The sequence below is a fragment of the Streptomyces sp. S3(2020) genome, from assembly GCF_013044505.1.
Lineage (GTDB): Bacteria > Actinomycetota > Actinomycetes > Streptomycetales > Streptomycetaceae > Streptomyces.
In genome coordinates, this window is record NZ_JABERD010000199.1 from 1 (window position 1) to 17,962 (window position 17,962).

Here is a 17,962-nt window from a genome sequence, read left to right on the forward strand (position 1 = left end):
CACCAAGCGAGCGGCGAGGGGTAGTCCGCCTCCGGCCACAATAAGCCCCCAGCCCCCACGCAACCGACCTCAGCGCCGTCGGGTCGCCTAGGCTACCAGGTCCCGCCCCCCCACATCCGCCAGCAACCTCCCCCGCACGCCCAGCACCCCGCGCCCGGCGCCATACGGCTCTGCCTGGAGGAGCCCGTCCGACAGAGCCCGGCGGGAGGCGGGGCTCCGGGCCTCCCGCCGGGCTCTGTCGGACGGACTTCTCCAGGAAGAGCCGTATGGCGCGGGGCGCGCGGTGCTGACCTTGCGGGGGCGGTTGCTGGCGGATGCGGTGGTGCGGGACCTGGTGGACTAGGCGCCCAATGGGTGCCGGGTTCTGTCGTGTGGCGGCTGCGGGTTTGTTGTGGCCGGTCGCGCAGTTCCCCGCGCCCCTAGGTGGGTGCAGTCACGAAGTCGATCAGTTCTTCCACCCTGCCCAGGAGCTCCGGCTCCAGGTCCCTGTACGACTCCACCCGCTTCAGGATCGCCTGCCACACCGCGCCCGTGTTCTCCGGGGGCCAGCCCACGGCCCGGCACACGCCCGTCTTCCAGTCCTGGCCGTGGGGGACTTTCGGCCAACCCGCGATCCCGACCGACGACGGCTTCACCGCCTCCCAGATGTCGATGTAGGGGTGGCCGACGACCAGGGCGTGTTCGCTGGTCACCGACTGTGCGATCCGCCACTCCTTGGTGCCCGGCACCAGGTGGTCCACCAGGACGCCGAGACGGGCGTCCGGACCCGGCGCGAACTCCTCGACGATCGACGGCAGATCGTCCACGCCCTCCAGGTACTCCACGACCACGCCCTCGATGCGCAGGTCGTCGCCCCAGACCTTCTCCACCAGCTCCGCGTCGTGCCGGCCCTCGACGTAGATACGGCCCGCGCGGGCCACGCGGGCGCGGGCGCCGGGGACGGCCACCGAGCCGGATGCCGTACGGGTGGGACGTGGCGGCGCCTGACCGGTGGGACGTACGAGTGTCACCACCCGGCCCTCCAGCAGAAAGCCCCTCGGCTCCATCGGGAACACCCGGTGCTTGCCGAAGCGGTCCTCCAGGGTCACCGTGCCCGCCTCGCAGCGGATCACCGCACCGCAGAAACCGGTGCCGGGCTCCTCGACCACCAGGCCGGGCTCCGCCGGGACCTCGGGGACGGGCTTCGGCTTCTTCCAGGGAGGGGTCAGGTCGGCGGAGTACTGGCGCATTCGGATGACGATAGGAGAAGCCCGGGGGCGCTCAGCGCGACACGCCGAAGCGGGCCGCCAGGTCGTCGCGCTGCCGTCGTACGAACGCCGCGTCCACCACCGCTCCGTGACCGGGCACGTACAGCGCGTCCTCGCCGCCCAGTTCCAGCAACCGGTCCAGCGCCGCCGGCCAGTGCGACGGTACGGCGTCGGGGCCCGCCTGCGGTTCGCCGGACTCCTCGACCAGATCGCCGCAGAAGACCACCTCCGGAGCGCCGGGGACCAGGACCACGAGGTCGTGGCCGGTGTGGCCGGGGCCGACGTTGGCCAGCAGGACCTGGCGGCCGCCGCCGAGATCGAGGGTCCACTCGCCGGAGACATGGTGGAGCGGACGGGTCAGGGACGCCAGGGCCTCGTCGGCGAGCCGCTCCTCCAGACCGTTGCCGACCGCGTCGGCCCGTAGCTCCTCGTGCGTCCGGTGCTGGTCGAACAGCGCGCCCATGCCCACCGGCCCGTACACCTCCGCCTCCGCGAACGCCGCCGCCCCGAAGACATGGTCGAAGTGGGGATGCGTCAGCGCGAGATGGGTCACACGGTGCCCCGCGAGCGATTCGGCCTGCGTGCGCAGCCGCGAACCCTCACCGATACTCGACCCGGCGTCGATCAGCAGGGCGGTTCCCGCGCCGACGACCAGCCCCGCCGTGCAGTCCCAGCCAGGCAGCCGGCACCGCCCGACCCCGGCCGCCACCCGCTCCCACCCCAGCTCTTCCCAAGTCACCGTCATACGGCGACGCTAGCCGTACGAGCGGTCGTGGCAGGACCGACCTTGCCCGGGCGGTACCCCACCGCCGTACACTGGGCCGGGGAATGCTGGCACTCGGGCGGACAGAGTGCCAGGCAAGGCGCCGAGGGAACGACTTCTGGAGGTGTGCGCGATGCTGAGTGAACGCAGGCTCCAGGTGCTGCGCGCCATCGTCCAGGACTATGTGGGCACCGAGGAGCCGGTCGGTTCCAAGGCCCTCACCGAGCGGCACAGCCTCGGAGTCTCCCCGGCGACGATCCGCAACGACATGGCGGCCCTGGAGGACGAGGGGTTCATCGCCCAGCCGCACACCAGTGCCGGGCGCATCCCCACGGACAAGGGCTACCGGCTGTTCGTCGACAAGCTCGCGGGCGTCAAGCCGATGACCGCGCCCGAGCGGCGTGCCATCCAGAACTTCCTCGACGGCGCCGTCGATCTCGACGACGTGGTGGCCCGGACCGTACGGCTGCTCGCGCAGCTCACACGGCAGGTCGCGGTGGTGCAGTACCCCTCGCTCACCCGGTCCACCGTGCGCCATGTCGAACTGCTCGCGCTCGCACCTGCGCGCCTGATGCTCGTGCTGATCACGGACACCGGGCGGGTCGAGCAGCGGATGATCGACTGCCCGGCGCCCTTCGGCGAGACGTCCCTCGCCGATCTGCGGGCCCGGCTCAACAGCAGGGTCGCGGGCCGGCGCTTCAGTGATGTGCCGATGCTCGTCGAGGACCTCCCCGAGGGCTTCGACCTGGAGGACCGCGGCACGGTCTCGACGGTGCTCTCCACTCTCCTGGAGACCCTCGTCGAGGAGAACGAGGAGCGGTTGATGATCGGCGGAACCGCCAATCTCACCCGCTTCGGACATGACTTCCCCCTCACTATCCGTCCGGTCCTCGAAGCCCTGGAGGAGCAGGTAGTGCTCCTCAAGTTGCTTGGTGAGGCCGGGGATTCGGGCATGACCGTACGCATCGGTCATGAGAACGCCTATGAGGGACTCAACTCCACGTCCGTCGTGTCGGTCGGCTACGGTTCGGGCGGCGAGGCAGTCGCCAAGCTCGGCGTGGTCGGACCGACCCGCATGGATTACCCGGGAACGATGGGAGCGGTACGCGCAGTGGCGAGGTACGTCGGACAGATCCTGGCGGAGTCGTAAGTGGCCACGGACTACTACGCCGTTCTCGGCGTGCGCCGCGACGCGTCGCAGGAAGAGATCAAGAAGGCCTTCCGTCGGCTCGCACGCGAGCTGCACCCGGACGTCAACCCTGATCCGAAGACCCAGGAGCGGTTCAAGGAGATCAACGCCGCTTACGAGGTGCTCTCGGACCCGCAGAAGAAGCAGGTCTACGACCTCGGCGGCGACCCGCTGTCCCAGGCGGGCGGCGGTGGCGCGGGCGGCTTCGGGGCCGGTGGGTTCGGGAACTTCTCGGACATCATGGACGCGTTCTTCGGTACGGCGTCGCAGCGGGGCCCGCGGTCGCGTACGCGGCGCGGCCAGGACGCGATGATCCGGCTGGAGATCGAGCTCGACGAGGCGGCCTTCGGCACGACGAAGGACATCCAGGTCGACACGGCGATCGTGTGCACCACCTGTAGTGGTGAGGGCGCGGCGCCGGGGACCTCCGCCCAGACGTGTGACATGTGCCGCGGGCGCGGTGAGGTGTCGCAGGTGACGCGGTCGTTCCTGGGGCAGGTCATGACGTCCCGGCCGTGTCCGCAGTGCCAGGGGTTCGGGACGGTCGTTCCGACGCCGTGCCCCGAGTGCGCGGGCGACGGTCGCGTACGGTCCCGTCGTACCCTCACGGTCAAGATTCCGGCCGGTGTCGACAACGGCACGCGGATCCAGCTCGCCGGCGAGGGTGAGGTCGGGCCCGGTGGGGGTCCCGCCGGTGACCTGTACGTCGAGATCCATGAGCTGCCGCACTCGCAGTTCCAGCGGCGTGGTGACGATCTGCACTGCACGGTGACGATTCCGATGACCGCGGCGGCGCTCGGTACCAAGGTGCCGTTGGAGACGCTGGACGGGCTGGAAGAGGTCGACATCAGGCCCGCCACGCAGTCCGGGCAGTCGATTCCGCTGCACGGGCGCGGTGTCACGCATCTGCGGGGCGGCGGCCGGGGCGACCTCATCGTCCACGTCGAGGTGCAGACGCCGAACAAGCTGGATCCGGAGCAGGAGCGGTTGCTGCGGGAGCTGGCGAAGCTGCGGGGCGAGGAGCGGCCCACGGGGCAGTTCCAGCCGGGGCAGCAGGGGTTGTTCTCTCGGTTGAAGGACGCGTTCAACGGTCGGTGATCGGTGATCGGTGATCGGTAGAGGGCGGCTGCGGGCGGGATTTTCTCGCCCCCGCCGCCCTTACCCGTTCCCATCTCCCCCGGAGGGGGTACCCCCGGACGGGCTGAAAAGCAGTGGTCGGCAGAGGGTTCTCGGCGTCCTCACCCGCGGCCCATTCCCCTGTCCTATGCCAGTGGAAGGCCGGATTCGGACTTGTTCGGAGGACGTGACAACATGCGGGCATGTCCTCCGCGCTGACCGATCTTTTCCCGCATCCGATCGTGCAGGCCCCCATGGCGGGCGGCGTTTCCGTGCCGCAGCTCGCCGCCGCCGTGTCCGATGCCGGGGGGCTCGGGTTCCTTGCCGCCGGGTACAAGACGGCGGACGGGCTCTATCAGGAGATCAAACAGCTGCGGGGACTGACCGGGCGTCCGTTCGGGGTCAATCTGTTCATGCCGCAGCCCGAGTACGCCGACCCGGCCGCCGTCGACGTGTACGCGCACCAGCTGTCCGGCGAGGCTTCCTGGTACGAGACCGAGCTCGGGGATCCCGACAGCGGCCGTGACGACGGGTACGACGCCAAGCTCGCCGTACTGCTCGACAACCCGGTGCCGGTGGTCTCCTTCCACTTCGGCGTCCCCAGCAGCGAGGTCCTGGAGTCCCTCCGGCGGGCCGGGACCTTCACCCTCGTCACCGCGACCACCGCCGAGGAGGCCCTCGCCGTACAGCGGGCCGGCGCCGACGCGGTCATCGCGCAGGGCGTCGAGGCCGGCGGGCATCAGGGCACCCACCGTGACATCCCGGAGAACGACGGAGCCGGGACAGGGCTGCTGTCCCTCCTCGGGCAGTTCCGCGAGACAGTCGGCATCCCCCTCGTCGCCGCCGGCGGCATCATGCGCGGCAGCCAGATCGCCGCCGTCCTCGCCGCCGGCGCCTCCGCCGCCCAGCTGGGCACCGCCTTCCTCGCCACCACCGAGTCCGGCGCCGCACCCGTCCACAAGCAGGCGCTCACCAACCCCCTGTTCGTCCGCACCGAGTTGACCCGTGCCTTCTCCGGCCGCCCCGCCCGCGGGCTCGTCAACCGCTTCCTGCGCGAGCACGGCCGGTACGCGCCCGCCGCCTACCCGGAGATCCACCACCTCACCTCCCCGCTGCGGAAGGCCGCCGCCAAGGCCAAGGACGCGCAGGGCATGGCCCTGTGGGCCGGCCAGGGCCACCGGATGGCGCGCGAGCTGCCCGCCGGGCAGCTGGTCGAGGTACTGGTCGCCGAACTCGCCGACGCCCGGACAGCGTTGTCGGTCTTCCCGGAGGGCGGTGACCTCCGATGACGGCTCCCGTGTTCGTCGTGGACCGACTGGACGGCCTCGGCGGGCAGTTCGTGCTCGACGGCCCCGAGGGACGGCACGCCGTCTCCGTGAAGCGGCTGCGGCCCGGCGAGAACGTCGTCCTCACCGACGGGCGCGGTCGCTGGACCGAGGGTGTGGTGAGGGCGGCCGAGGGCAAGGACCGGCTCGTCGTCATGGACCTGGAGTCCGTGGTCGAGGAGCCGGAGGAGTCCCCCCGTATCACCGTCGTCCAGGCCCTCCCCAAGGGCGACCGCGGCGAGCTGGCCGTCGAGACCATGACCGAGACCGGCGTCGACGCGATCGTGCCCTGGCAGGCCTCCCGCTGCATCACCCAGTGGAAGGGCGACCGCGGACTGAAGGCCCTCGCCAAGTGGCGGTCCACCGCCCGCGAGGCCGGCAAGCAGTCCCGGCGGTTCCGCTTCCCCGAGGTCGCGGACCTGGCCACCGGCAAGCAGGTCGCGGCGCTGCTCGCCGAGGCCGACTTCGCCGCCGTGCTCCACGAGAGCGGTGACGAACCGCTGGCCACCGTCGAACTCCCCACCGAGGGCGACATCGTGCTCGTGGTCGGGCCCGAAGGGGGCGTCTCCCCCCAGGAGTTGGCACTGTTCGAGGAAGCCGGGGCGAAGCCGTACGTCCTCGGGCGTACCGTGCTGCGTACATCGACCGCCGGGACCGCCGCGACCGCCGTGCTCCTCGCGCGCACCGGCCGCTGGTCCTGAGACCAGAGGGAACGCCTTGGAACTCGCCCAAGTCCGGCTGCTCGTCTCCGACTTCCCCGTCTGTTACCGCTTCTACGCCGAGGTCCTCGGCCTCAAGGCGCAGTCGGGGGCGACGCGGGGACCGTACGAGAAGTTCAGCCCCACCACCGGCTCCGCAGGCATCGCCCTCCAGGACCGGGCCATGATGGCCGGGATACTGGGGGAGCTGGGCGACGAGGCGAGCGGGCACCGGTCACTGGTCGTGCTGCGCGTCGACGACCTCGACACCTACTGCGAGCAGATCGCCGAGCGGGGCGCGGTCCTGCTGCACGGGCCCGCCCCCATGACCGACCGCATGCGCGTCGCCCACCTCAAGGACCCGGAGGGCAACCTCGTGGAGCTTCAGGAGTGGCTGCTGCTGCGCGCGTGAGGTCGACGGTCTCGGCGACGGCTTGGAACAGCTCCCAGCCGTCCAACTCCCGGTCGCCGGGGAGCAGCAGGCCGCGCCGGGCGGCCTCGTCGAGCAGGGCGCGTACGACGCCGGGCTCGCGGAGGTTGATCCCCGCGCCCTTGCCGTCGACGGCGTAGCCCTGGAACCAGATGTCGCCCTCGGACACGTACCGGCCCGAGCCCGCGCCGCCCGCCCGGAAGACGAACCGGGTGCGGTCGCCGTCCCGGTGCAGCGTGAGGATGTCCCGCCAGACGCCGTCGGCGGCCTTCTTCTGACGGAAGTTCCACAGATAGGCCGTCCGCTCGTCCACGACGAGACGGCGAAGGCGGCGGTCGTTGCGCATGCTGTCACGTTAGACGGACGGGCAGTTCCCGGTCTCCGGGTTTTCACCCGGCTGGGGAGCGAGTGTCCGTATGCGCTCTACCGCGTCGGTCGGGACAGTGGGAAGCTGCCCTCCATGGGGGTTCTGCGCAGCGTTCGGGGTCGGCGGCGTGGGCGGCGAGTGGCCGCCGCGGCGGTGTTCGCCGTCATGGTCGTCGGCGGGGTCGCCGCCTGTGATCCCGCGGGGCTGAACTCCGCGTCCGTGGCGTACACCACCGACCAGACCGTGACGAAGGAGCTGGAGCGGCAGAAGGCCGATGTGCAGTGGCTGACCTGCCAGGCCTCCTACGGGAACCGGCCCACGCCGACGGCGACCGACAATGCCGTGGCCGAGGTCCACTGCACCGGTGAGACCACCGGCAACAAGGACATCGACGTCGACGGCAAGATCACCCGGGTCGTCAACGGGCAGTGTGTACGCGGTGAGTTGACGGCGAAGATCGACGGCAAGACATGGTTCCAGGTCAACGGACTGGGCAACTGCAACGCCTCGCCCGAGCCGAACAACCCGGGCGGCAACGGACAGCCGGGCGCCACCGTCACCGTGACGGTCACGGAGACCATCTGGTGCGACAAGTACCCGGACTGCAGGCCCGTCCAGGGCAAGTGATCCAAAGCCCTGTCCGTGGGCCGTCGGCCCTGCATAGGGTTGACGGGTGACACAGCCCGCGACGCCCTCGTATCTCCGGTTTCCGCACCTGCACGGCGACTTGGCGGCCTTCACCGCCGAGGACGACGTGTGGATCGCCCCCCTCGACGGCGGCCGGGCCTGGCGGGTCAGCGCCGACAACGTGCCCGTCTCCACCCCGCGCATCTCCCCCGACGGCACCACCGTCGCCTGGACCTCCACCCGGGACGGCGCCCCCGAGGTGCACATCGCCCCCGTCGACGGCGGTCCCGCCAAGCGGCTGACGCACTGGGGGAGTTGGCGCACCCAGGTGCGCGGCTGGACCCCCGACGGCCGGGTCCTCGCGATCACCACCCACGGCGAGGCCAGCTCGCGCCGCTCCTGGGCGTACGCCGTCCCGCTCGACGGGGGACCACCGACCGTCCTGCCGTACGGTCCGGTGGGCGGTGTCGCGCTCGGGCCGTCCACCGTGCTGCTGTCCGCGCCGATGGGGCGGGAGGCCGCCTGGTGGAAGCGGTACCGGGGCGGTACGGCGGGCAAGCTGTGGATCGATCACGAGGGCGACGGGGAGTTCGTACGGCTGCATCAGGACCTCGACGGGAACATCGAGTTCCCGGTGTGGGCGGGGGAGCGGATCGCGTTCCTCTCCGACCACGAAGGGGTCGGCGCGCTGTACTCCTCCCTCGCCGACGGCTCCGACCTGCGCCGGCACACCCCTCTCGACGGGTTCTACGCCCGGCACGCCGCCGGTGACGGCACCCGGGTCGTGTACACCGCCGCCGGTGAACTGTGGGTCCTGGACGACCTGGACGGGGCCGAGCCGCGCCGGCTGGAGGTGCGGCTCGGCGGGCAGCGCGTCGACCGGCAGCCGTTCGCGGTGAACGCCTCCCGCTGGTTCGGCTCCGCCGCCCCCGACCACACCGCGCGCGGCAGCGCGGTCGGCGTCCGGGGCGCCGTGCACTGGGTCACCCACCGCTCGGGCCCGACCCGGGCGCTGGCCGCCGAACCCGGCGTACGGGCCCGGCTGCCCCGCACCTTCCGCACGGAGGGCGAGGAATGGGTGGTGTGGGTGACCGACGCGGAGGGCGACGACGCCCTGGAGTTCGCGCCCGCCACCGGCCTCGCCCCCGGCGCCACCCCGCGCCGCCTGGCCGCCGGACAGCTCGGCCGGGTCCTCGGACTCGCCATGGCCCCCGACGGCAGCCGGGCCGCGGTCGCCGCGCACGACGGACGCGTCCTGCTCGTCGAGCGGGAGACCGGCGAGGTCCGGGAGGTGGACCGGAGCGAGGACGGCGATGTCTCCGGGCTGGTGTTCTCGCCCGACTCGGCCTGGCTCGCCTGGTCGCACCCCGGCCCGCGCCCGCTGCGCCAGCTCCGGCTCGCCAACACCACCGACCTCTCCGTCACCGAGGCGACCCCGCTCCGCTTCCAGGACTACGCGCCCACCTTCACCCTGGACGGCAAGCACCTCGCCTTCCTCTCCACCCGCTCCTTCGACCCGGTCTACGACGAGCACGTCTTCGACCTCGCCTTCGTGGTCGGCGACCGCCCGCACCTGATCACGCTCGCCGCAACCACCCCCTCGCCGTTCGGGCCGCAGCGCCACGGCCGCCCCTTCGAGGCCCCCGACAAGGACGAGACGCCCGACAGCGAGGGCACCCCGGCCACCCGCGTCGACCTCGAAGGACTCGCCGACCGGATCGTGCCCTTCCCCGTCGAGGCCGCCCGCTACTCCGGCCTGCGCGCGGCCAAGGACGGTGTGCTGTGGCTGCGCCACCCCGTGCAGGGCGTCCTCGGCGCCACCCGGGCCACCCCGGACGACCCCGACCCCAAGACCGAGCTGGAGCGCTACGACCTCGCCCAGCAGCGCCTGGAGCATCTCGCCGCCGACGCCGACCGTTTCGCGGTCAGCGGGGACGGCAAGCGGGTCCTGCTGTGGACCGACGGGCGGCTGAAGGTCGTCCCCAGCGACCGCCGCGCCTCCGGCGACGAGGACAGCGACACCAACATCACCGTCGACCTCGCCCGGATCCGGCAGACCGTCGACCCGTCGGCCGAGTGGCGGCAGATGTACGAGGAGACCGGCCGCATCATGCGGGACCACTTCTGGCGCCCCGACATGAGCGGTGTCGACTGGTCCGGTGTCCTGGACCGCTACCGCCCGGTGGTGGACCGGGTCGCCACCCACGACGACCTCGTCGACCTCCTCTGGGAGGTGCAGGGCGAGCTCGGCACCTCGCACGCCTACGTCATGCCGCGCGGCGGCTACGGCGGCGGCCCCCGGCAGGGTCTGCTCGGCGCCGACATCTCCCGTCACCAGGACGGCAGTTGGCGCATCGACCGGATCCTGCCGACCGAGACCTCCGACCCCGAGGCCCGCTCCCCGCTCGCCGCACCCGGTGTCGCGGTGCGCGCCGGGGACGCGGTCGTCGCGGTGGGCGGGCACCCGGTCGACCCGGTCACCGGTCCCGGCCCGCTCCTCGTGGGCACGGCGGGCAAGCCGGTCGAGCTGACCGTCTCGCCGTCCGGCGGCGGCGAGGTGCGGCACGCCGTCGTCGTACCGATCGCGGACGAGGAACCGCTGCGCTACCACGCGTGGGTCGCGGACCGGCGGGCCTACGTCCACGAGAGGTCCGGCGGCCGCCTCGGCTACCTCCACGTCCCCGACATGCAGGCCCCCGGCTGGGCCCAGATCCACCGTGACCTGCGGGTCGAGGTGGCCCGCGAGGGGCTGGTCGTCGACGTCCGCGAGAACCGCGGCGGCCACACCTCCCAGCTCGTCGTCGAGAAGCTGGCCCGGCGGATCGTCGGCTGGGCCCTGCCGCGCGGAATGCGGCCGTACAGCTATCCGCAGGACGCGCCGAGGGGGCCGGTGGTCGCCGTGGCGAACGAGTTCTCGGGCTCCGACGGCGACATCGTCAACGCGGCGATCAAGGCGCTGGGGATCGGGCCGGTGGTCGGCACGCGCACCTGGGGCGGAGTCATCGGGATCGACAGCCGCTACCGGCTCGTCGACGGCACGCTCATCACCCAGCCCAAGTACGCGTTCTGGCTGGAGGGTTACGAGTGGGGCGTGGAGAACCACGGCGTGGACCCGGACGTGGAGGTGGTCCAGCGGCCGCAGGACCACGAGGCGGGGCGGGACGTACAGCTGGACGAGGCGGTGCGCATAGCGCTGGAGGCCCTGGAGCGGACCCCGGCGAAGGTGCCTCCGTCGCTTCCCTGACCTGCTCGATACGATGCCCCCAGATGCCCCACACCCGCGATCCGAAGGGACCACCACATGCCAGGGGAACCGCAGGACGACTGCCTGTTCTGCAAGATCGTCGCAGGGCACATCCCGGCGACGATCGTCCGTGAGACGGACACCACCGTCGCCTTCCGGGACATCAACCCGCAGGCCCCCACGCACGTCCTGGTGATCCCCAAGGCGCACTACGAGAACGCCGCGGCCCTCGCCGCCGCCGACCCGGCCGCCGCCGCCGACGTCCTCGGCGAGGCGCAGTCCGTCGCCGACGAGGACAAGCTGGAGAGCTACCGCATCGTCTTCAACACCGGGGCGGGCGCCGGCCAGACCGTCTTCCACGCCCACGCGCACGTCCTCGGCGGGCGCGGCCTCCAGTGGCCGCCGGGGTAAGTCACCGTGTCCGTACGTGAACTGGTGGTCCTCGGCACCGCCAGCCAGGTCCCCACCCGGCACCGCAACCACAACGGCTACCTCCTGCGCTGGGACGGCGAGGGCATCCTCTTCGACCCGGGCGAGGGCACCCAGCGCCAGATGCTGCGGGCCGGCGTCGCCGCGCACGACCTGAACCGGATCTGCGTCACGCACTTCCACGGCGATCACTCGCTGGGGCTCGCCGGGGTCATCCAGCGGATCAACCTCGACCGGGTGCCGCACGAGATCACGGCCCACTACCCCGAGTCCGGTCAGCACTTCTTCGACCGGCTGCGGTACTCCACCGCCTACCGCGAGACGGTCGGGATCACCCAGGCACCGGTGAGCGAGGACGGGGCGCTGGCCACGGCCGCCTCCTACGCGCTCGAAGCCCGCAAGCTCTCCCACCCCGTCGAGTCGTACGGCTATCTCGTCGTCGAGCCCGACGGGCGCCGCATGCTGCCCGACCGCCTCGCCGCGCACGGCGTCAAGGGCCCGGACGTCGGCCGGATCCAGCGGGAAGGCGCGGTCGGCGGGGTCTCCCTCGAAGACGTCAGCGAGGTGCGGCGCGGGCAGCGGTTCGCGTTCGTCATGGACACCCGGCTGTGCGACGGCGTGTACGCGCTGGCCGAGGGGTGCGACATGCTCGTCATCGAGTCGACGTTCCTGGACGAGGACATCGACCTGGCGGTCGACCACGGCCACCTGACCGCCGGGCAGGCGGCCACGGTGGCGCGGGACGCCGGTGTACGGCATCTCGTGCTCACCCACTTCAGCCAGCGCTACGGCGACCCCGACGAGTTCGAACGGCAGGCGCGGGCCGCGGGGTTCGAGGGCGAGCTGACGGTCGCGCATGATCTTCTGCGGGTGCCGGTTCCGAAACGGCGGTAAAGCCGCCGTACGATGCTTTGATGCCCCTCCCCAAAGCTGAACTGCACCTCCACATCGAAGGCACGCTGGAGCCCGAGCTGGCCTTCGAGCTGGCCGCCCGCAACGGCGTCGAGCTGCCGTACGCGGACACCGAAGAGCTTCGCAAGGCGTACGACTTCGAGGACCTCCAGTCCTTCCTGAACCTGTACTACGAGCTCATGGCCGTGCTCCGCACCGAGCGCGACTTCGAGGACCTCGCGAACGCCTACCTCGCCCGTGCCGCCGCGCAGGGGGTGCGGCACGCGGAGATCTTCTTCGACCCGCAGGCCCACATCGCGCGCGGTGTGGAGATGGGGACGGTCGTCGACGGGCTGTGGCGGGCACTCGGCGGCAGCGAGGCGCGGCACGGCGTCTCCACGCAGCTGATCCTGTGCTTCCTGCGGGACGAGTCCGCCGAGTCGGCGCTGCGGACGCTGGAGGCCGCGAAGCCGTATCTCGACCGGATCGCCGGTGTCGGACTCGACTCCGCCGAGGTCGGGCATCCGCCGGTGAAGTTCCGCGAGGTGTACGAGGCGGCCGCGGCCCTCGGTCTGCGACGCGTCGCCCATGCCGGGGAGGAGGGGCCGCCGGAGTACATCGTCGAGGCGCTGGACGTGCTGGGCGTGGAGCGGATCGATCACGGGCTGCGGTGCATGGAGTCTTTGGAGCTCGTGGAACGGCTCGTACGGGATCGCGTGCCGCTGACGCTGTGCCCGCTGTCCAATGTCCGGCTGCGGACGGTCGACGTCCTGGCCGATCACCCTCTGCCCGCGATGCTCGACGCCGGGTTGTTGTGCACGGTGAACTCCGATGACCCGGCGTACTTCGGGGGGTATGCGGGAGACAACTTCGACGCGGTGCGCTCGGCGTTGGGGCTTGGTGAGGAGCGGTTGCGGGAGCTTGCCCGGAACTCGTTCCTGGCGTCTTTCCTGGAGCATGACGAGGAGCGGCGTCAGCGGTATCTGGATGAAGTGGAGAGCTACGAGTTCTCGTAGTCCTCGGGCTTCCCCGCGCCCCTAACGGGGCGCGACAGCTGCCGTGTCGTAAGAGCGTCGGGTCGGGACAGCCGAGGTTTCGACGGTGATCTCGACCACCGGCATCGTGCGGCTTCCCGCTCTGAGCGCTGTCGCCGTCATCGGTACGGCGATCAGCAGCAGGCCCGCCGCCAGGACCAGCCCCATCGTCGGGAAGCCCGCCTCGGCCGCCAGCAGGCTGCCCGTCAGGGGGCCCGCCGCCGTGCCCAGGGACGACGCCGAGCCGACCAGGACCGCCCAGCGGCCCTGTGGGTCCAGGGAGGCGGCCAGGCCTATGACGTACGACAGGACGATCGGGTAGAGCGTGTTCCAGGCGATCTCGCCGGCCGCGAAGGTCGTCAGGTCGGTCGCGGACGCGCTCAGGGCGATGCAGACGGCGATCAGGGCCGTGCCCGCGCCGATCGGCAGGGCGTGGCCGAGGCGGGGGCCCAGCGCGCCCGCTCCGATGACGCCCAGCAGGCCCGCGCCGAGCCCGATGGCGAAGACGGCGCCGACCGTGGCCTCCGTCAGGTGGGCCTGGGTGAGGCCGATGCGGCCGCTGACGCCCCAGAGGGAGTTCTGGGCGAGGGACCAGCAGGGGAGGGTCGCGGCGAGCAGGAGGCCGGCCCGGAGGTGGGGGAGCGGGGTCCTCGTCCGGCGGGTCCGCGGGGTGGTGGCCGTGTGCTGCGGGAGACGGTTCGTCAGGGGCCAGACCACGAGGGCGGTGAGGGCTGTCGCGGCCAGCGGCTGACCGTGGCCCGGGCCCAGGTGCGGGACGGTCAGATAGACGGCACCCGCGAGGGCGGAGACGCCGAGCAGACCGAGTGTGGTCGTGCGGTGCGGGTCCCGCTGGGCCGCGATCCCGGTGGCGGCGACCGCGGTGGCCGTACCGGATCCGAACCCGCCGACCATCGCGCCGGTGACGACGACCGCGACACTGCCGCTGAGCGCGGCGCCGCCGTAGCCGGCCACCGCGAGGGCGAGCCCGAACCGCGCCAGCCTCCGCGCGCCGACCCGGTCGACCTTCGACGCCAGCAGGAACCCCGCGGACGCCGAACTCAGCAGCAGCGCACTGCCGACGGCGCCCGCCTGAGTGGCGGTCAGGGGAAGCCCCGAGTCGAGCCTGCCGACAGTGGTCGGGAGGAGGTACGGGGCGAGGTACCCGGCCAGGAAAAGGGCGACAAGAGGCCAGGGCGTGGTGGTGCGGGCGAACACGGGCGTTCCCAGGGCATGCGAAAGAAGCGGCTCGAAAAGGGGAGGGGCGACGACCGTCGACGGACAGGAACGCGCGGGCAATTTGTATCAAGCACGCGGTTCCGGAGAAAGAGTGGGAGGTGTGATCTGGGGCACGTGGTGTTTCGGGTGGTGAATGCCGGGTAGACGAGCGCCTCAACGCCAGTGGACAGCGGCCCCGCCGGCCGCCGGCACCGTCGTCTCGATCTTGGCCCTGATCTCCCGCATCACCGCGAGGATCTGCTCCTCGTGCGCCGGAGTCAGCCGGGCCACCGGGACCGAGCAGCTGATGGCGTCCTGGGCGGGTGTGTCGTAGCGCAGGGCGAAACCGAAGCCGATGATGCCGAGGACGCCCTCCTCGCGGTCGACGGAGTGGCCGCGCGCCCTGATCTCCGCCAGGTCGGCCGCCAAGGGGTCCCTGCTCGTGTGGGAGTTGGGGGTCATGGCTTCGTAGGGGCCCTCGGGGAGGTCCGCGTCGGGGCGTTCGGCCAGGAGGGCCTTGCCCAGGGCGCCGACGTGGGCGGGGAGGCGGCGGCCGACGCGGCTGATCGTGCGCAGGTACTCGTGGGACTCGCGGGTCGCCAGGTACGCCACGTCCCGGCCGTCCAGGCGGCCCATGTGGATGGTCTCGCCCAGCGCCTGGGACGCCTCGTCGAGATACGGGCGTACGACACGCACGCGCGGGTCGGAGTCGAGGTAGCTCGTGCCGGTCAGCAGGGCGTGGATGCCGATGCCGTAGAGCGAGCCGGTGATGTCGGTGCGGACCCAGCCGCGGGAGATCAGGGTCTGGAGCAGCGCGTACATCGAGCTGCGCGGCACCTCCAGCTCGTCCGCCAGTTCCTGGAGCCGCGCCGGGCGGTCCCCGCGCGCGGCCAGCACTTCCAGCAGCTCGACCGTCCGCGCGGCCGACTTCACCTCGCGCACGCCCCCTGTCTCCGACATGTGCCGATCGTAATCGGGATGTCCGTGCCATTGACGGTCGCGGTTCGCGTATCTAATCTCTATCTTCATACGTGGATGACGTCTACATAGGGAGATGAGTGAGGGTGAGTCTCGATACGGGCGATGTCGTGCGGCGGCTGGGGGAGGGCATGGCGGGCGGTGTGCTGTCGTTCCCGCTGACCAGCTTCCACGCCGACGGCTCTCTCGACCCGGACGGCTTCCGCGCCCATGTCGCCGACCGGATCGCCGCCGCCCCCGGCGCGGTCTTCCCCGCCTGCGGCACCGGGGAGTTCTTCTCGCTGGACGAGGACGAGTACCGGACCGTGGTCTCGGTGGCCGTCCAGGAGGCCGCGGGCCGGGTGCCCGTCGTCGCCGGGATCGGCTACGGCTGGGCGCAGGCCGTCCGCTTCGCCCGCATCGCCGAGGAGGCCGGCGCCGACGCGCTGCTGGTGCTCCCGCACTACCTGGTCGCCGCCCCGCAGGAAGGGCTCGTCCGGCAGGTGGCCGAGATCGCCGCGCGGACCCGGCTGCCGCTCATCGCCTACCAGCGCGGACAGGTCGCGTTCGGGCTGGAGGCGTTCCGGCGGCTGGCCGCGATTCCCACCGTCATCGGCCTCAAGGACGGCCACAGCGACCTCGACCGGCTCCAGCGCCTCACCCTCGCCGCCCCCGAGGGCTTCCTCTTCTTCAACGGCGCCGCCACCGCCGAGATCCAGGCCCGCGCCTACGCCACCGTCGGCGTGCCCGCCTACTCCTCCGCCGTCCACGCCTTCGCCCCGGAGATCGCGAACGCCTTCTTCGACGCGCTGAGGACCGGCGACGAGGGCACGGTGGACAAGCTGCTGCGCGACTTCTACGTCCCGCTCGTCGAACTCCGCGACCGCGTCCCCGGATACGCCGTGTCGCTGGTGAAGGCCGCGGCCCGGCTGCGGGGCGCTCCCGTGGGTCCCGTACGCGCGCCCCTGACCGACCCCTCGGCCGCCGACCTGGCCGACCTCACGTCTCTCCTCGCCACCGGCCTCGACCTCGTAGGAGCCTCGCTGTGAACCTCACGATCACCGACGTACGGCTGACGCCCATCCTCGTCGCCGACCCGCCGCTGCTGAACACGCAGGGCGTGCACCAGCCGTACACCCCGCGGCTCATCGTCGAGGTGGTCACGGCCGACGGGATCACCGGGGTCGGCGAGACGTACGGCGACACCAAGTACCTGGAGCTGGCCCGGCCCTTCGTCGCGAAGCTGGTGGGGCGGCAGGTGTCCGACCTCAACGGGCTGTTCACCGTCGCCGAAGAGGTCTCCGTCGACTCCTCCCGGGTCTCCGGGCAGGTCGACGTCGGTGGGTTGCGGGGTGTCCAGACCGCCGACAAGCTGCGCCTGTCCGTCGTCTCCGGGTTCGAGGTGGCCTGTCTCGACGCGCTGGGCAAGGCCCTCGGACTGCCGGTGCACGCGCTGCTCGGGGGGAAGGTGCGGGACGCGGTCGAGTACAGCGCGTACCTCTTCTACAAGTGGGCCGATCATCCCGCGGGTGTGGCCTGCGAGAAGGACGACTGGGGGGCCGCCGTCGATCCGGCCGGGGTCGTGGAGCAGGCCCGGCTGTTCAAGGAGCGGTACGGATTCACCTCGTTCAAGCTCAAGGGGGGTGTGTTTCCGCCGGACGAGGAGATCGCGGCGGTGCGGGCGCTGGCGGAGGCCTTTCCCGGGCATCCCCTGCGGCTCGACCCCAACGGGGCCTGGAGCGTGGCGACTTCGCTGAAGGTGGCGGAGGAGATCGGGGACGTCCTGGAGTATCTGGAGGACCCCGCGCTCGGGACGCCGGCCATGGCCGAGGTGTCCGCCGGGACCGATGTGCCGCTCGCGACCAACATGTGCGTGACGACCTTCGCGGAGATCAAGGAGGCGTTCGCTCGCGATGCCGTGCAGGTGGTGCTGTCGGACCACCACTACTGGGGCGGGCTGCGGAACACCCAGCAACTCGCCGCGATCTGCCGGACGTTCGGGGTCGGGGTGTCCATGCACTCCAACACCCATCTGGGGATCTCGCTGGCCGCGATGACGCATGTGGCGGCGACCGTTCCCGACCTTCATCATGCGTGCGACTCCCACTATCCCTGGCAGTCGGAGGATGTCCTCACCTCGCGGCTGACGTTCGAGAACGGGGCCGTGCGGGTCTCGGACGCGCCCGGGCTCGGGGTCGAACTCGACCGGGAGAAGGTGGAGTTCCTGCATCGGCGGTGGCTCGATGACGACGGGGCGCTGCGGGAGCGGTTCGATCCGGCGCCAACTCTGGTCCCCGCGCCGGGAGGAGTGGCACACAGATTGCCTCACTGTGAGGGCAAGGACTCACATTGCACCAGACTCCACTACCCCGTCTCTTTTACACGTCTGACACGCCCGAAGACAAGCAAAGAGTGCAGTCCAGAAGTGCA

Annotated in this window: 17 protein-coding genes and 1 pseudogene; 13 read left to right on the top strand and 5 right to left on the bottom strand. The window is 71.6% G+C overall.

Annotation, left to right across the window (positions count from 1 at the left end; genetic code table 11):
• Positions 1 to 202: 202 nt before the first annotated feature.
• Positions 203 to 343, top strand: a pseudogene (locus HLK59_RS39200) (coproporphyrinogen III oxidase); the annotation flags it as partial.
• A 76-nt stretch (positions 344 to 419) separates the two neighbouring features.
• Here HLK59_RS39200 and HLK59_RS39205 read toward each other — a convergent pair.
• Both HLK59_RS39205 and HLK59_RS39210 read right to left on the bottom strand, forming a co-directional pair.
• Positions 420 to 1,229 (bottom strand): DUF3097 domain-containing protein, encoded by an 810-nt coding sequence (locus HLK59_RS39205; protein ID WP_171146417.1) that lies wholly within the window; start codon positions 1,227 to 1,229, stop codon positions 420 to 422.
• 31 nt (positions 1,230 to 1,260) lie between these two features.
• On the bottom strand, positions 1,261 to 1,992 hold the full coding sequence (locus HLK59_RS39210) for an MBL fold metallo-hydrolase (protein ID WP_171146418.1): 732 nt from the start codon (positions 1,990 to 1,992) through the stop codon (positions 1,261 to 1,263).
• A 151-nt stretch (positions 1,993 to 2,143) separates the two neighbouring features.
• Here HLK59_RS39210 and hrcA point away from each other — a divergent pair, with 151 nt between their 5' ends.
• From hrcA to HLK59_RS39235, 5 genes are all read left to right on the top strand, one after another.
• Positions 2,144 to 3,160 (top strand): heat-inducible transcriptional repressor HrcA, encoded by a 1,017-nt coding sequence (gene hrcA, locus HLK59_RS39215; RefSeq protein ID WP_171146419.1) that lies wholly within the window; start codon positions 2,144 to 2,146, stop codon positions 3,158 to 3,160.
• Positions 3,161 to 4,297, top strand: coding sequence for a molecular chaperone DnaJ (gene dnaJ, locus HLK59_RS39220; protein WP_171146420.1), 1,137 nt, complete (start codon positions 3,161 to 3,163; stop codon positions 4,295 to 4,297).
• 221 nt (positions 4,298 to 4,518) lie between these two features.
• Positions 4,519 to 5,604, top strand: a complete 1,086-nt coding sequence (locus tag HLK59_RS39225; protein WP_171146421.1) for a nitronate monooxygenase — start codon at positions 4,519 to 4,521, stop codon at positions 5,602 to 5,604.
• Entirely contained in the window at positions 5,601 to 6,341 is a 741-nt protein-coding gene (locus HLK59_RS39230) for a 16S rRNA (uracil(1498)-N(3))-methyltransferase (RefSeq protein WP_171146422.1), read from the top strand. The genes HLK59_RS39225 and HLK59_RS39230 overlap by 4 nt, the downstream gene beginning before the upstream one ends.
• A 16-nt stretch (positions 6,342 to 6,357) precedes the next feature.
• The gene (locus HLK59_RS39235; RefSeq protein WP_171146423.1) at positions 6,358 to 6,750 is read left to right on the top strand and encodes a VOC family protein; all 393 of its coding nucleotides are present in this window, start codon (positions 6,358 to 6,360) and stop codon (positions 6,748 to 6,750) included.
• Here the strand turns inward: HLK59_RS39235 and HLK59_RS39240 are convergent.
• Positions 6,692 to 7,114, bottom strand: a complete 423-nt coding sequence (locus HLK59_RS39240) for a hypothetical protein (protein WP_240982904.1) — start codon at positions 7,112 to 7,114, stop codon at positions 6,692 to 6,694. The genes HLK59_RS39235 and HLK59_RS39240 overlap by 59 nt on opposite strands.
• Positions 7,115 to 7,228: 114 nt before the next feature.
• Between HLK59_RS39240 and HLK59_RS39245 the strand changes: the two genes are divergently transcribed.
• From HLK59_RS39245 to HLK59_RS39265, 5 genes are read left to right on the top strand one after another with little or no spacing between them, the layout of a single operon-like run.
• Entirely contained in the window at positions 7,229 to 7,762 is a 534-nt protein-coding gene (locus HLK59_RS39245; RefSeq protein WP_171146424.1) for a hypothetical protein, read from the top strand.
• Between the two features lie 46 nt (positions 7,763 to 7,808).
• The gene (locus tag HLK59_RS39250; RefSeq protein ID WP_171146425.1) at positions 7,809 to 11,006 is read left to right on the top strand and encodes a S41 family peptidase; all 3,198 of its coding nucleotides are present in this window, start codon (positions 7,809 to 7,811) and stop codon (positions 11,004 to 11,006) included.
• Between the two features lie 57 nt (positions 11,007 to 11,063).
• Positions 11,064 to 11,417: a histidine triad nucleotide-binding protein gene (locus tag HLK59_RS39255; RefSeq protein WP_171146426.1), complete on the top strand. Its 354-nt coding sequence runs from the start codon at positions 11,064 to 11,066 to the stop codon at positions 11,415 to 11,417.
• 6 nt (positions 11,418 to 11,423) lie between these two features.
• Entirely contained in the window at positions 11,424 to 12,329 is a 906-nt protein-coding gene (locus tag HLK59_RS39260) for a ribonuclease Z (RefSeq protein WP_171146427.1), read from the top strand.
• 20 nt (positions 12,330 to 12,349) lie between these two features.
• The gene (locus HLK59_RS39265) at positions 12,350 to 13,342 is read left to right on the top strand and encodes an adenosine deaminase (protein WP_171146428.1); all 993 of its coding nucleotides are present in this window, start codon (positions 12,350 to 12,352) and stop codon (positions 13,340 to 13,342) included.
• Between the two features lie 21 nt (positions 13,343 to 13,363).
• Here the strand turns inward: HLK59_RS39265 and HLK59_RS39270 are convergent, their stop codons facing one another.
• A complete protein-coding gene (locus tag HLK59_RS39270) occupies positions 13,364 to 14,575 on the bottom strand; it encodes an MFS transporter (protein WP_171146429.1) in 1,212 nt (403 codons plus the stop codon).
• A gap of 174 nt (positions 14,576 to 14,749) precedes the next feature.
• Entirely contained in the window at positions 14,750 to 15,535 is a 786-nt protein-coding gene (locus HLK59_RS39275) for an IclR family transcriptional regulator (protein WP_171146430.1), read from the bottom strand.
• Between the two features lie 104 nt (positions 15,536 to 15,639).
• Here HLK59_RS39275 and HLK59_RS39280 point away from each other — a divergent pair, with 104 nt between their 5' ends.
• Together HLK59_RS39280 and HLK59_RS39285 are read left to right on the top strand one after the other, a co-directional pair.
• Entirely contained in the window at positions 15,640 to 16,581 is a 942-nt protein-coding gene (locus HLK59_RS39280; RefSeq protein ID WP_171146431.1) for a 5-dehydro-4-deoxyglucarate dehydratase, read from the top strand.
• The coding region (locus tag HLK59_RS39285) for a glucarate dehydratase family protein (protein WP_346779917.1) at positions 16,578 to 17,962 on the top strand (1,385 nt) is incomplete at its 3' end. The genes HLK59_RS39280 and HLK59_RS39285, both read left to right, overlap by 4 nt.